Genomic DNA, 14,579 nt, shown 5'->3' on the forward strand with positions numbered 1-14,579 from the left:
ATAATTGACTCTCGCTCCTTTAGGAATGAAGTCACATTATTAAGTCTTGATGTTATTGCTATATCTGAAAATGTGTTATTTGTGTCTTTAAATGCCATACTATCACCTTATTTATAGTAGTTATTTTAGCTAAATAGTGTTGTTAAAGTGCTTGTTTTAGGGAGTTGTTTGGGATATTTTTAGGTGCTTTACTGTGCAGTGGTCTCATCATCTTTTTACTTATTTATTTTTTATGATATAATCATAAAATGCTCAAAACAATCACAAATAAACTTTTTTATATTATATTTATGCTTCTTCTGATATCTCTCATATCTTTTATAGCTATTCACCTTGCACCCTCATCTTTTTTTGGGGCAGGCGAACTTAATCCAAATATGACAAAAGAGGCTATAGCTAAACTGCAACATATATATGGACTAGATAAACCTTTGTATATGCAGTATTTTGATTGGGTTATAAATATAGTGAGACTTGATTTTGGAATCTCTTTTGTAACTGGACAGGATGTAAGTAGTGAGATATTTAAACGCTTACCTATTACACTATTTATTAACGTCATTACTTTAGTTTTTGTATTTCTAATTTCATTGTATTTAGGAATTAAATCGGCTCTTTTCTATGAAAAAAAAGAAGATTATTTTATAAGACAACTTTCTTTAGTCTCTTTTTCTATGCCATCTTTTTATCTAGCACTGATGTTCATTATATTTTTTTCCATAAACTTAGAACTCTTTCCAATTGCTGGAGTTCATTCAGTAGAAGAGAAAGAGGGCATCGAAAATATACTAGATATGGCATGGCATTTAACATTGCCTATTTCTGTTGTGATTTTTGGTGGTTTAGGAAGTATGATTATTTATATACGTTCGCTTAGCTTGGAGATATTAAAAAGTGATTATTATTATTTTGCACTCTCTCGAGGGATTAAAAAAAGAGTATTACTGCGTTTTTATATATTGCCAAATCTTTTACCACCTATCATTACCCTCTTAGGGCTTTCTCTACCAGGTATTATTGGTGGAAGTGTAATCCTAGAATCTATTTTTGCTATAGATGGTATGGGACAGCTTTTTTTTATGTCAGCTTTAAGTAGAGATTATCCTATTATTATGGGTATACTTATCATTACTGCTTTTTTAACATTGTTAGGAAATATGGTAGCGGACCTAGTTTTACTAAAACTAAATCCATATATGAAACGCGGGTAAGAGTAGACTCTTTTTCTTCTTCGGATGTGGTGCTTTAGCTTCACCAAAGGGTGAGTCTGAAACCACACATCCGAGTTTTATACAGTTCTTAGAATTTTTATTTAACTAAAGAGTGCTTTTAGTGCATCGACACCATCTTTTTTCTCTTCAATTTCGCCATCTTCATTAGTCACTGCATCACTTTCAACAAGTTCTATCTGCATACCTGTAAGCATAGAAGCAAGACGAATATTTATACCACTTTTACCGATAGCTTTTGCTTTTTGATCAGCTGGAAGAGTGATGATTGCTCTTTCATTTTCGCCATCTTCATTTTTGATAACTTCAACATGTGAGATGATAGCTGGACTCATAGTACGAGATACAAAAAGTTCAGTAATACTTGTGTACTCAATACAGTCAATATTTTCACCGATAAGCTCATCACTTACCGCGTTTATACGAACTCCTTTAACACCAACAGTTGCACCAACGGCATCAACTTGTGGATGAGTACTAAGGATTGCTATTTTTGCACGCTCACCTGGTATACGAGCTGCTTTTTCTATGATAACAGTTCCTTCAGCTATTTCAGGAACTTCAAGTGCAAGAAGGACTTCTAAAAACTTAGGTGAAGTACGAGAAAGTTCTATTTGGATTCCATTTTCTTTGTCCATGTTTACACGACGAACAACAGCTTTAATGTGGTCACCAACATCAAAGAACTCACCTTTTATACGGCTTTTCATTGGTAAAACAGCACGAATCTCATCAATGTCTATATATGTAGCATTGCTAGAGTCAACGCGAGTTACACGTCCGCTTACTAAAGTGCCTATTTTTGATTGGTACTTGTTATAAACTTCATCTTCAACTAAACGCTGAATATGAAACTCTATTTCACGGTGAAGTTGAGATGCACCGGTTCTACCATAGTCTTCAAGTTTATGTTCAATTTGTAGTTGATCGTCAAGTTCTACTTGATCATCATATTCTCTTGCTTCAGTTATAGGAATATAAGCAGGTGCCAGCTCTTCATCTAAAAGTCTTTCATCCTCATCTTTAACAACAGTAATAGTTTGCACTATTTGAATACTTTTCGTTTCATCATTAACCTGTGCTTCAAATGCGAAGTTTCTATCTATAACTCTTTTTGCAGCTTGTACAAACGCAGTCTTTAAAGATGCTAAAACTTTTTCAGGTTCTAGACCCTTTTCATGTGCTATTGCTTCTGCAATGTCTAATATTTTTTCCATGGTTATATCCCTTAATATTATTGATTTTCCCAACAAGTCATTTAACAGTTATAAGTAGTTTCTTGGGGATTTATTTATAAGTATGTAATTGTACTTAAATACAACTAAAAACATCTTTAACCCAAATTTTATGACTTTTTAACTATAATGCAAGAATTATAAAACCCAAGGAAATATCATGGATTTAAAGTTTGCAAGAACAGATATAAACGAAAAAGCAAAAAAAGTTGATTTAGCAAAGATAGAAACAGCAGTAGAAAAAGAAGATAGCATAATTTTTTACTTCGACAGAGATAACTCTCACAAAGACTTACTGACTCTTCAAGATCATTTTGAAGCAAAAGGTAAAAGTTTTTATATGAGTGAAGTGAAATTTGGTCTATCAGATAATGATTATATGTACCAAGTTCACATAATGAGCTAGAGGCTCGTTGATATAATGCCAAAACTATTTATCCAAACACTCGGTTGTGCGATGAACTCTCGCGATTCTGAACATATGATAGCCCAGCTAAAAGAGAAAGAGGGTTACTCTACAACAGAAGATTTTAGAGAAGCTGACCTGATTTTGATAAATACGTGTTCGGTTAGAGAACGCCCGGTTCATAAGTTATTTAGTGAACTTGGTGGCTTTAACAAACATAAAAAACCATCTGCAAAAATAGGTGTTTGTGGCTGTACAGCTTCACATCTTGGCGAAGAAATAATCAAGCGCGCTCCTTATGTAAATTTTGTATTAGGTGCTAGAAATGTTTCTCGTATTACTGAAGTTCTCCACAAAGACAAGGCTGTTGAAGTAGATATAAACTATGATGAGAGTGAGTTCGCGTTTGACGACTTCCGTACTTCTACTGTTAAGGCTTTTATTAACATCTCTATAGGGTGTGATAAATCATGTACATTTTGTATAGTGCCTAAGACTCGTGGTGAAGAGATTTCTATTCCTGCTGATTTAATTGTTGGGGAAGCCCGAAAAGTAGTAGCAACTGGTGCTAAAGAGATTTTTCTTTTAGGACAAAATGTAAATAATTATGGTCGCCGTTTTTCAGGTGATGTTGAGAAGATTAATTTTACAGGACTTCTTCGTCAATTATCAGAAATTGGGGATTTAGAACGTATTCGTTTTACATCTCCACATCCTTTTCATATGGATGATGAATTCATTGAAGAATTTGCTAGAAATCCAAAAATATGTAAATCAATGCATATGCCACTTCAAAGTGGTTCAACAAAAGTACTCAAAGACATGAAACGCGGCTACACAAAAGAGTGGTTTATTAACAGAGTTGAAAAATTACGTAAAGAAGCTCCAGATGTTTCTATAAGCACTGATATTATCGTCGCGTTTCCAGGTGAAAGCGATGAAGATTTTGCTGAAACTATAGATGTTATGAAAAAAGTTAAATTCGACCAAATATTTTCTTTTAAATATTCTCCAAGGCCACATACTGAAGCTGAGCATTTTACAAATGAAGTTGATGGAGAAGTTGCATCGGATAGACTTGCATATCTTCAAACACTCAATAACGAGATTATTGATGCTTTGAAACTTCCTTTGATTGGAAATATATACAGAGTTTATTTTGAAGAACTTATTCGTGATAATTATGTCTCTGGAAGAAGTGACAATAACCATGTTGTTAAGGTTAAAGGTTCAGAAGAACTTCTTGGAGAATTCAGAGAGGTTAAAATTACAGCTACAGGCCGTACAATTTTAACAGGCGAGATAGTTGCTTAAAAAACTACTTCGCTCCCTTGCAACACTTTGTGTTCCATTTATTGGGGCACTACTTATTCGTTTTATACACCTCACAAACAAAAAAAAGTTTTACGGTCCCCAAACTTTAGGTGATGATAACTTCATTATGGCCTGTTGGCATGGTGAACTTTTGATGATTCCATATGCTTATAAAAGATATAGAAAAACACCTAATGTTAAGCTCATAATTTCTGATCATTTTGATGGTACACTTATAGCAAAAACTTTAAGTCACTTTGGTTTTGATACTATACGGGGTTCTAGTACAAGAAATGCAGCAAGAGCACTTTTGGGTGCTATAAAAGAGCTTAAAAGTGGTTGCGACCTAGGAATTACTCCTGATGGTCCAAAGGGTCCTAGACATGAAGTCGCTGATGGCATAGTTGTAATGGCACAAAAAGCAAAGGTTAAAATAGTAGTTGTAGAGATTAAGTCATCTTCCTATTGGCAACTAACGTCTTGGGATAAATTTGTTATACCAAAACCATTTGGCTTGATCTCTTACTATATAAGTGATATGATAGATGTAAGTGAAATGGATTTAGCTGATGCTAAAGAGCTCATACAGAAGAGGTTGTTAACACATGAAAAGTAAGTTTTTATTTCCCCTTATCGCCTTTGGAATGGTTGGATTTATGGGTGTGTACTTTATAATTAATCCTTCTTATCAGAAGTCTATACAAGCAAAGTACTACTTCGAGATGGCTGAGTATAAAGAAGCATATAGTTTAGCAAATGAAGCCTTTAGTATGGATGTATATAACCGAATGGCTTCAACTATTATGGCACAATCAAAGACCTCAATTTTATATGTAAATTATATAGCTCAAGCAAAAGAATATATGCTAGCAATCAATAAAATAGCGATAAAAGATGAAATTTCAACTGCTGATAGAGTACGGATAAAGATAATGAGTGAAATAGTAGTTGATTCTTATGTAAAGCTCGCACCGAGTGTTTTAACAGACAAAGTACTTGTTAAAGATGCGGCAAAGCATCATGATGAATTTGAGAAGCTTCTTGAAAAAGTTACTAGATAAAAAACGAATCTCTTTTTTAGAGTATTTAGAAGAACATAGAGGGTATTCTGATCTCACAATTAAGAGTTATGATAGTTCCATTAGAGAAGCCCTTGAGTATATAGAAATTTTAGAAGAAAAAGAACAAACCATATTTGATTTAATGCCTCTGCGAATCTATATATCAGAGCTTAATTCCAAAACAATCAGTAAAAAACTCAGTGCAATTAGAAGTTTTAGAACATATTTAAATGAGAATGGCATGAATATTATTCTCAAATCTGATGATAGTGTTAAAACTGCAAAGACTCTTCCCAAACCAATTTCTCATAAATATATAATTGAAGCACTCAAAGAGAGTAATTTAGAAGAAAAGTTAGTCGTTACGATGCTTTATACTTTAGGTCTGAGAGTTTCAGAACTTTCATCCCTTAAAATAGAAGATATTAGTGAAGAATGGATTAGAGTTTTGGGAAAAGGACAAAAGCATCGCGATATACCACTTTTAGCCTCTACTAAACTACTTATTGATGAATATTTATCAACAATTACTATAAATAAATTTCTTTTTGAAAAAAAAGGCGAAAAATTAAGCGAAAATAGTTTAAGATATACGGTTAATAAAGTCTTTAAGGGTGTATCATTAAAAGTGTCTCCTCATCAGCTTCGACATTCGTATGCAACTGCTCTTTTAAATAGCGGTGCACCGATAGTGGATGTGAGTGAATTACTTGGACATGCATCCATGGCTACAACACAAATATATACTAAATTAGGCAGTGCATTGAAACAACAAAATTATCACAAAGCACATCCATTATCTAAGGTTAGTGGGTAGTGCTCGGTAAATTTTTCGAATCCTTATATAATAAAGTATTTGTCAACATTGTTATTCAAGGGTCAATTACCAGTATATATATGCAAGAATGCTCTAAAAAAGATGTACTTCGCACAGTACAGCAGGATTTTAATACTTTAACTGTTAACGAAGAGATACTTAGCTTCGTTTCTTCTTACATTAAAGAAACTCCATTCTACTATGTAGCTATTTTAGATATGTCAACAGAACAAGGGGCAGTTCCTACTTGTGATAAAAATCGTGTCTCTTTTTTTCATAATATGACTTCATCTGAGTATAAGTGTAAAGACGAGAAATGGACATACTACACTGGGAAAGTAGAACTTTATGGAATTGAAAAAAACTATAAAGAAGTAGGTCTTGATTTTATTTTTTCTCCTTTTACCTTAGTAAGCAATTTTTTTAAAGATAAGATTAATTCGGATGTGGCCCTATATATTCTTGCTGAAGAGAATACTCTTTCTTTATGCATATTTGAACACTCTGAACTTCTTTTTGCCAAATACCTAATAGTAAATACTGTGGATGCTGGTACTTATGATATGTCTGATGCTAGTTTAGAGCTCATAAATGAAGGTGTTAATCTTGATGAAGTAAATGCTCTTGAGGAGATGGAAGACCTAGACGACCTGGACGACTTTGGAGATATTGAAGATTTAGATGGAATCGAGGAAATAGATGAGTTTTCTCAAATAAATGAGAATGAAGAAGAGTTCCATGAAGAAGCAATGCTTCCAGAGGGCAATGATGAAAACTTTACTAGAGATTATGATAGATTTACACAGATTCAAGAGACACTTGGTTCTTTTTATAATGATAAAAAGTATGATAGCCAGTTTGTGCAAAGCGTTTATATTGCCGATAGTGTTGGAGTAAGCAGTGAACTCAAAAAATTTCTTGAAGAAGAAATGTTTTTAAGTGTTTATATTAGACATATAGACTTAGGTGAAGAACTTGCTAAGTTATCTAAACTGGAGTTACTAAATGAAGCATAGTTACATAACTCCTAGACATAAAAGTGCTCTAACACAAGACGTGCAACTCCTTTTAAGTTTTTTTACAATTACAATTTTAATGCTCTTTTCTACATATACTTTTTTAATTTATAAAAATTATGTATTTACAAGTGAAAAAGAAACTGTCATTATAGAAAAAAATCAGTTGAAAGTATCACTTAGTAGTATGAAAAGTAAAATAGAATACATAGAGAAACAGAAGATGCTTTCTGAGGGGATTTATACTAAAAATATAGTATTAAAAGACTCTATGGTAAACCTTTTTGATCTCGTGCCTACACGTATTACACTTTCAGAAGCTAAACTTCAGGAAAAAGGACTTATTCTTTATGGGATAACCCCAAATAAAGATGTTTATAACTTTATGCTTCAAGCTCCTTTGCGTTCTATCTTTCACAGAACTTACAGCAGCTTTTATCCAGCTAAAAATGGCTGGTTACACTTTGTTTCAACAAACTATATTGATGAAGAGGATATAGCTAGTGAACATTAATATTCCTCGTCAGTATCTCTATCTATCTGTAATATCGCTATTCTTGTTTATATTTGTATTAGTATTTTCATTTTCAGTTTTAATACCTAATGGAAAAGAGTATCGAATAAAAAGACTTGATGTGAAAAAGCACTATAAAGAACTTCGATCATATAGAAACCTTCATGATGAAACATATAGTATTTTAAAAGAATTGCAAGGGAAAAATGTACGTATAATTACGGCATTTGATACAACTTTTAATCCCAAAAAGTTTGAAAAACAAAATAAAGTTTATTTTTCAGACTTAAGTGTAAAAGAGATTACACTTGAGGAACCACAAGAAGAGTTCGCTGTTTATGAAGTAAACACTAGTTCTCATATTAACTCACCAAAAAGCTTCTATGATTTTTTAGATTCTGTTAATAAGAGCAACTGGATAATTGCTATAAACTTTCCTATTCATTTTAAACGCGATAAGGATATTATCGAGTCATCTTTTACTATGAAGGTTTACTGTAACAATAAAGAAAGAGTCTCACAGGATTCTGTGTCTGTAGATAAATAAGCTCTTAATTTAGGTTCTATTTTTAGTAATCGCATCTTTTCTTTAAACTGTTTCTCTAAACTTACACCCTGAACAAAGGGTACTATAAAAACAAATCCATGCTCTTGATTTATCACATACTTTCTACTAACAACAACTGTTATGTCAATTTTAAGAAGTTTTTTTTCACTAGCAGATATAAGGTATCCAAGAGATTTTAAATGTTTATCTATTGCTAAAATATCACTGCGTTTAGAAGTAGTACTCTTAAAATAAAAAAGTGAATTAATACTCTTAGTATCAGCCTCTTGGATGAGTGTTGCGACATCTTCGTCAAGATACTCAAAACTTTTTTGAATTCCTTTTTTATACTGTTTTAAAAGAGGATTGGCATAATTATGTCTAAACTCGTTACGGCTATACTTTGAATCTGCATTAGTAGCATCTAAAAAGTACTTGATACTGTTAGCATCTAGGTACTCAAGAAGTTCCGCTTTGTCAAGCTGTAGCAGTGGACGTATAAGTGTATAGTGCTCGCGTTTCTCAGTAGCATGCATGCCTGAGAGTTCGACACAACCAGCTCCTCTGCAAAACTGCATTAGCATCCATTCAAGCCTATCACCGAGATGATGTGCAGTTAGAAGGGTAGTGTAACTATGTTCTTTTATTAGTGATTCAAAGAAATCATATCTTATAGTTCTTGCATTTGCTTCAAAGTTCGAACTAATCACAGGTGCCTCGAAGACAAAGCATTCAAAATTATGTTTCGCTGCTAAACTTTGTGCATAGGCAACTTCTTCTTTAGCTTGTAAACGCAAACCATAATTAACAATAGCGATATCAAATTTGATGTTATTTTCTAAAAGTAAAAAGAGTAGGGCAGTTGAGTCAACTCCAGCCGAGTAGGCTAAGAGGTTTTTAGAATCTTGAAGGCTTGTTTTATTTTGTAGCATTATCTACTGTTGCAGTTAAAATATCCCCAACAATGTCTGTTATTTTAGCTTTGTAAACTTTAGTGAATTCTAGTTCATTTGTATCATTGGTTCTATCATTTACATATACTTCACCATCAATATCTGGTGCCCACATAAGTTTACGTGCAGAAAGTAAAAACTCATGCTCATCACTCTCTCCATCAATGACAATGTCACATTCTGTACCTATGTCGGCTTTAAGTGACTTAAGTGTACATTCACGAGCTATATCACCTAGTGTTTGTGCTCTTAGGGCTCTGACATCGGCAGGTACTTTCGCATTCATATCGTAAGCTGGAGTTGTCTCTTCATCAGAGTAGTCAAATACATTGATACGATCAAAACCAAAAGTTGATGCGAACTCACACATTTCATCAAACATCTCTTGTGTTTCATTTGGATGACCTACGATGAAACTTGTACGGACAAATGAGTTTGGTAAGTTTCTCATAAATTGAAGTAATTCAATAGTTTTGTCCTTACCAAACCCACGTTTCATAAAACGCAGCATATCATCGTTAATATGCTGAATAGGCATGTCGAAGTAATTATGAAAAACGTCACTTTTAGCAATATTTTTTAGAAGTGCCATACTTGTTGTGGATGGATAAAGGTATAATATACGTGCAGATGTCACACCTTCAATAAGTTCAACACGTTGAATTAGAAGTGATAAACCGTCTTTTATATTTTTGTCACGAAGAAAAGAACTTGAATCTTGAGATACAAATGAAAAGTCATAATAACCTTTTTTCACAAGTCCTTCAACTTCTTTAGCAATAGAATCTAGGTCCCGTGAGTTAAGCTTCCCTTTAAAAGAGGGAATTGCACAAAAACTACAAGCCTGATTACACCCTTCTGAGAGTTTTATGTAAGCATGGTAAGAAGAACCTGTAACAACACGCTCTGCTCCATCTATAAGATAAACTTCATCTGAAAATCTACTTTTTTTCTCTACTAAAAGTTCATCTATCTTGTCATAATCACCAACACCTGTGAAAATATCTACTTCAGGCATCTGCTTAACAAGATCATCTTGGTAGCGCTCACTTAAACATCCTGCCATAACTAAAAGAGAGTCCTCTTTTCTAGCATCATGGAGAGAGAGGACAGTGTTTACTGATTCTTCTTTTGCAGCATCGATAAATCCACAAGTATTTACTATGATGACATCTGCTTCTTCGTTGTTATCAGTGAGTTCAAAATTCTGGAGTTTACCCATCATTACTTCGGTGTCAACAAGGTTTTTAGTACATCCAAGAGAGACTATGTGGAGTTTATTGCTCATTCTTACTTCTTTATAAATCATTTTTGTAATTATACCCTATAATACTCAGATGAAAATATATGATGCAATTATTCTTGGTGCAGGTGCTAGTGGACTTATGTGCGCAAGTAATATTGGTAAGAAAAAAAGTGTAGCTGTTATAGAAGTAAATGACAAAGTTGCTAAAAAGTTGAAAGTTTCTGGCGGTGGGAAGTGTAACATCACTAACACAAGAGTAGAACTCGATAATTTTGATGGTGATAAAGAGCTTTTAGATTATTCACTAAAGAGATATTCTCGTGACAATTTATTAGAATTTCTAGATAGAAATAGGGTAGAGTTAGAACTAAGAAAAGGAAGATATTACTTTTGTCAAACAAGCTCTGATGAGATAATTGATGTTTTGAAAAATGCTAGTAAAAACTCAGAGATAATACTAAACACAAAAATAATCCAAGTGACAAAAGAGAATGAAATTTTTGAAGTGATAACAGATAAGGACAATTATACTGCCCACAATGTTATAGTAGCAACAGGTGGAAAAAGTTTTCAAACTCTTGGTGCCAGTGAAATAGGCTTAGACATCGCAAAAAATTTTGATATAAAAGTGAAAGAATTTACTCCTGCACTTGTTGGACTGACCGTTCAAAAAGAGCAATTTTGGATGAGAGAGCTCAGTGGACTAAGTTGTTATGTAAATATAAGAGTAGAAGATAGACTGCTAAAAGAAGAAATGCTTTTTGCTCATAAAGGTATAAGTGGACCAGCAGTACTTTCTGCTTCACTTTATTGGAAAAAAGGAAACATAAGTATAGATTTTCTTCCCGAGCAAAACATAGTAGAACTCCAAAATGGTAGTAAAAAACTTATTAGCTCTGTTATACCTTTAGCAAAGAGACTCTCAAAAGCACTTTTAAATGCAGTAGGTGTCGAGGATAAAGAGTGTAGAAAACTAAGTAAAAATGACCTTGAGCAACTAAAAAAGATTCATGACTATAGTTTTTCCCCCGCAGGCAACTTTGGTTTTACAAAAGCAGAGGTAAGCAGAGGAGGAGTCTTGTGCGAAGAGATAGATAAAAAGAGCTTAGAATCTAAAAAAGTCAAGGGACTTTACTTTATCGGTGAAGTTGTCGATATTACGGGTGAATTAGGTGGATATAACTTTCAGTGGGCATTTTCGAGTGCTTATGTTTGTGCAAAAGCAATTAAATAGTATTCTTTAAAGATTACTTTATATATAAGAAGTTATAATGACCAAAATGAAATATTAAGGAATTCAATATGAATTTAGGAAAACTGTTTTTAAGTGGGATATTGTTGTCTCTTATGTTTTTGTTATCAGGATGTCAAGGGAACAATAGTGATGGCTTAGAAATTGACTCAAATATAACAGTAATCGTACCTGACATTGACACAAATGCCTCGAGTGTTGCTTTAACTGTTGTACTTCCCGTGTCTTCAACTGTTTTAACAACAAATAATCAAGTTGTAAGTATAGATGTTAGAGTATTTGATTCGGCTAATAATCCATATTCAACAGGTGTAATTACAAAAGTAAATCCGGATGACGTACTAGTGGGTAGAGATATAGGAAGTTTTGATAGAATTACTTCTACATTAACGAATGGGGTAGCAACATTTGCATACACTGCACCAGATAGTTTGGATGCAAACAATTCAAACATATCTTTTGGGTTCTATCATGACTCTAATAGTTCTAATCTAAAATTGTATACAATGTCCATCGTCCCTGAAGTGAATCAGACGATTTTAACAAACTATAGCTTAAAAAATAGTAATCCAAGTGATGTAAATATGGATTTGCAAAGTAGTAAAACTTTTTCCTATACAGTATTTGATGGATCAAACAGCGCAGTGCCAGATTCAAATATGACAAAAATAACTGTTACATCGTTAAATCCGAGTCTTGTTAGCTTACAAGATAGCTTTGGAAATGCTGGAAGTAGTTTAAGTGTTAACAATAAAAATAGTTTTACAGTTAATCTTGTGTCCAACACGAGTTCAGGACTAGTTCCAATAAAAGTGGATGCTACATTCAGTGATGCAAATGGAGATGAACAAAACATAACGGAAATATTTAATTCTGTTGTCTTTTCTGGACCTGCCAGTGCGATTAGTTTATCATATGCGAGTACGGAGCAGGATGCTCAAAACGCAAAATTTATAGAGAAATGGATAATTACAGTAACTGATAAATACAGTAACCTAGTAAATAACGCACCTGCGGTATCGATGGGAATGATTGCTGGATATACTAAGAGTTCAGCAGCGACAGCAAATGTAGCGAATTATCTACATTTTGTACCCAATGTAGCTGAAAGTGGAACTATTGACGCAACAAATGATAATTTTACAGCTGGAAGTACAGCTTTTAGTAATGTAGATCAAACAAATGATATTTTAGTTACTTATGGAACGGGGTATAAGTATAATGCATCTGGAAAGTGGGATATATCGACAAACTCTGCTGCTGTACTAGATTTAATAGACGACTACAATAGTACTAATACATCAGGTTTAGGTTTTGCAGTTGGTAATAATCAGCGTGAAGACACCTGTGATATTGGAGGAAAGTGGATAGCTAATGTCTATCCTGAGGATAATAATTATACTATTGGAAGTCTTGGAACATTAGAAATAAATGTTGCATATGATTACTATCTGGTAGGTAAAAGTACTATGTTATGGGTTAATCTTGTTGGAATACAAAATAGTACGAACGAGACAATTAGAATAGGTGAAGCACGAAAAGTTAATTTAAGAGGACAAGGTTTAACGAGTACAAGCATTAATTATAATAAAGGTTTTACCGGTGTTGTTAGATTGGATATATCGATTGAAAATACTGTAGAATGGTATTACAATTCAAATTTTGAATATGATGCTGAAGTGACAGGAGATGATACAAACTGGAGTGTTTCAGGCACTTCAATGGATAATAATATCACTTCTTGTTTACATAATGGTGTAGGATATGTTGACATAAATATAACGTCATCTCCAACAAATGGGGGAGTGATTAGCTTAACTAATGTACTTCCAAGCTCAGAATTTTAGATTAAAAGGAAAAAAATGATAAAAAATAAATTACAAAAAGCTATTATTAGTGTTGCTTTCATTGCAACATCTTTAGTTGCTAGTGACTCAAGTACAAACTCGTTAGTTGGTATTGAGGGTGGTTACAGTTCAGTAGGTTATGAAAATACAACAACACCAAATCAGTATACTGCTGGAATTGGTCAGTTAGGTCTTAAACTTGGTGCCGAATCTAAAGATTATAGAGTATTTTTAAGTGGGAGATATCTAGTTAGTGGTGATGGTACATTTGATTATATAGCTGCATATGGTGGAGAGCTTCAGTATAAGTTTAATATCTCTAAGGCATTTGATCTTTTCATAGGTGTTAATGGTGGTGTTGCTAGTATGAAATTTACAGCAGAAGGTGAGACCGCTTCAAGAACAATTTCAGATCCATTTGTAGGTGGTGATCTAGGTGCGAATATTCATCTTGGTAAAACTACAGATTTAGAATTTGGGGGAAGAGTTCTAAGTATTCAAGCTACAAATGACAAGCCTGCTGCTTCTTATTTGGTAGGAAATATGTTTACTGGGTATGCAAGTTTAATTTTTAAATGGCAAATGGACTAACTTTCAGCTTTAGTACTTATAAACTATAATGTTTATAAGTATTCTTTTTCTCTCGTTTAATCTTACTTTATAAAAACTTCGTTATAATTTCAATATCAATTTTTAGTAGGGAAATCCTAGCATTTATGTGTGGGTTGCTGAATGGTTTATTCATTCGGTTACGCTATCCGAAAAATATTGTAATAATTTAAAACGGAGAAACTTATGAAAAAAGTTCTATTTTTAATGCTAACTCTTGCTACTGCTGCACTTGCATCTGACGGTGATGTTGCTAACCAAACTCTAAAAGCTTACTCAATGATCGCCGCTGGTCTTGGTCTTGGTCTTGCTGCTCTTGGTGGAGCTATAGGTATGGGTCATACTGCTGCTGCTACTATCGCTGGTACTGCGCGTAACCCAGGTCTTGGTGCTAAGCTAATGACTACAATGTTCATTGCTCTTGCAATGATCGAAGCACAAGTTATTTATGCACTAGTTATTGCACTAATCGCTCTTTATGCTAACCCATATTTAGGCTAATCTTTAAGATTTAACTAAATATACCTCAGTTC

The 14,579-nt window shown here is 33.5% G+C and carries 16 protein-coding genes; 13 read left to right on the forward strand and 3 right to left on the reverse strand.

Annotated elements, in window-relative coordinates:
* The first annotated feature begins 248 nt into the window (after nucleotides 1–248).
* Nucleotides 249–1,211, forward strand: coding sequence for an ABC transporter permease (locus tag HOG88_RS11665; RefSeq protein ID WP_295006360.1), 963 nt, complete (start codon nucleotides 249–251; stop codon nucleotides 1,209–1,211).
* 101 nt (nucleotides 1,212–1,312) lie between these two features.
* On the opposite strand, the gene nusA is transcribed toward HOG88_RS11665, so the two are convergent.
* Complete coding sequence (nusA, locus tag HOG88_RS11670) at nucleotides 1,313–2,446, reverse strand: transcription termination factor NusA (protein ID WP_295006361.1); 1,134 nt, start codon at nucleotides 2,444–2,446, stop codon at nucleotides 1,313–1,315.
* Nucleotides 2,447–2,624: 178 nt separating this feature from the next.
* On the opposite strand from nusA, the gene HOG88_RS11675 reads away from it, so the two are divergent.
* From HOG88_RS11675 to HOG88_RS11710, 8 genes are all read left to right on the forward strand, one after another.
* On the forward strand, nucleotides 2,625–2,870 hold the full coding sequence (locus HOG88_RS11675) for an HP0268 family nuclease (RefSeq protein WP_295006363.1): 246 nt from the start codon (nucleotides 2,625–2,627) through the stop codon (nucleotides 2,868–2,870).
* Nucleotides 2,871–2,885: 15 nt separating this feature from the next.
* Nucleotides 2,886–4,184 (forward strand): tRNA (N6-isopentenyl adenosine(37)-C2)-methylthiotransferase MiaB, encoded by a 1,299-nt coding sequence (gene miaB / locus HOG88_RS11680; RefSeq protein WP_295006365.1) that lies wholly within the window; start codon nucleotides 2,886–2,888, stop codon nucleotides 4,182–4,184.
* Nucleotides 4,177–4,800, forward strand: a complete 624-nt coding sequence (locus tag HOG88_RS11685) for a lysophospholipid acyltransferase family protein (protein WP_295006367.1) — start codon at nucleotides 4,177–4,179, stop codon at nucleotides 4,798–4,800. The genes miaB and HOG88_RS11685 overlap by 8 nt, the downstream gene beginning before the upstream one ends.
* The gene (locus HOG88_RS11690; RefSeq protein ID WP_295006369.1) at nucleotides 4,790–5,245 is read left to right on the forward strand and encodes a hypothetical protein; all 456 of its coding nucleotides are present in this window, start codon (nucleotides 4,790–4,792) and stop codon (nucleotides 5,243–5,245) included. The genes HOG88_RS11685 and HOG88_RS11690 overlap by 11 nt, the downstream gene beginning before the upstream one ends.
* Nucleotides 5,226–6,062 (forward strand): tyrosine-type recombinase/integrase, encoded by an 837-nt coding sequence (locus tag HOG88_RS11695; protein WP_295006371.1) that lies wholly within the window; start codon nucleotides 5,226–5,228, stop codon nucleotides 6,060–6,062. The genes HOG88_RS11690 and HOG88_RS11695 overlap by 20 nt, the downstream gene beginning before the upstream one ends.
* 80 nt (nucleotides 6,063–6,142) lie before the next feature.
* Complete coding sequence (locus HOG88_RS11700; protein WP_295006373.1) at nucleotides 6,143–7,078, forward strand: hypothetical protein; 936 nt, start codon at nucleotides 6,143–6,145, stop codon at nucleotides 7,076–7,078.
* Nucleotides 7,068–7,592, forward strand: coding sequence for a hypothetical protein (locus HOG88_RS11705; RefSeq protein ID WP_295006375.1), 525 nt, complete (start codon nucleotides 7,068–7,070; stop codon nucleotides 7,590–7,592). Before HOG88_RS11700 ends, HOG88_RS11705 begins: the two co-directional genes overlap by 11 nt.
* The gene (locus tag HOG88_RS11710) at nucleotides 7,582–8,139 is read left to right on the forward strand and encodes a hypothetical protein (RefSeq protein WP_295006377.1); all 558 of its coding nucleotides are present in this window, start codon (nucleotides 7,582–7,584) and stop codon (nucleotides 8,137–8,139) included. Before HOG88_RS11705 ends, HOG88_RS11710 begins: the two co-directional genes overlap by 11 nt.
* On the opposite strand, the gene tilS is transcribed toward HOG88_RS11710, so the two are convergent.
* Nucleotides 8,085–9,071, reverse strand: a complete 987-nt coding sequence (gene tilS, locus HOG88_RS11715) for a tRNA lysidine(34) synthetase TilS (RefSeq protein ID WP_295006379.1) — start codon at nucleotides 9,069–9,071, stop codon at nucleotides 8,085–8,087. The two genes, HOG88_RS11710 and tilS, sit on opposite strands and share 55 nt — an antisense overlap.
* Nucleotides 9,058–10,380 carry a 30S ribosomal protein S12 methylthiotransferase RimO gene (gene rimO, locus HOG88_RS11720; RefSeq protein ID WP_295006433.1) on the reverse strand — a complete coding sequence of 441 codons (1,323 nt, stop codon included), beginning with the start codon at nucleotides 10,378–10,380 and terminating at the stop codon, nucleotides 9,058–9,060. The genes tilS and rimO overlap by 14 nt, the downstream gene beginning before the upstream one ends.
* A 49-nt stretch (nucleotides 10,381–10,429) precedes the next feature.
* Between rimO and HOG88_RS11725 the strand changes: the two genes are divergently transcribed.
* The 4 genes from HOG88_RS11725 (at nucleotide 10,430) to HOG88_RS11740 (ending at nucleotide 14,547) form a co-directional block, all read left to right on the forward strand.
* Entirely contained in the window at nucleotides 10,430–11,572 is a 1,143-nt protein-coding gene (locus tag HOG88_RS11725) for an aminoacetone oxidase family FAD-binding enzyme (protein ID WP_295006382.1), read from the forward strand.
* A 68-nt stretch (nucleotides 11,573–11,640) separates the two neighbouring features.
* The gene (locus tag HOG88_RS11730; RefSeq protein WP_295006384.1) at nucleotides 11,641–13,437 is read left to right on the forward strand and encodes a hypothetical protein; all 1,797 of its coding nucleotides are present in this window, start codon (nucleotides 11,641–11,643) and stop codon (nucleotides 13,435–13,437) included.
* Between the two features lie 15 nt (nucleotides 13,438–13,452).
* Nucleotides 13,453–14,028, forward strand: a complete 576-nt coding sequence (locus HOG88_RS11735) for an outer membrane beta-barrel protein (protein WP_295006386.1) — start codon at nucleotides 13,453–13,455, stop codon at nucleotides 14,026–14,028.
* A 204-nt stretch (nucleotides 14,029–14,232) separates the two neighbouring features.
* Nucleotides 14,233–14,547 carry a F0F1 ATP synthase subunit C gene (locus tag HOG88_RS11740; protein ID WP_295006388.1) on the forward strand — a complete coding sequence of 105 codons (315 nt, stop codon included), beginning with the start codon at nucleotides 14,233–14,235 and terminating at the stop codon, nucleotides 14,545–14,547.
* Nucleotides 14,548–14,579 lie beyond the last annotated feature (32 nt).

Source organism: Sulfurimonas sp., from assembly GCF_018698455.1.
In the GTDB taxonomy this organism is placed as follows: Bacteria; Campylobacterota; Campylobacteria; order Campylobacterales; family Sulfurimonadaceae; genus Sulfurimonas.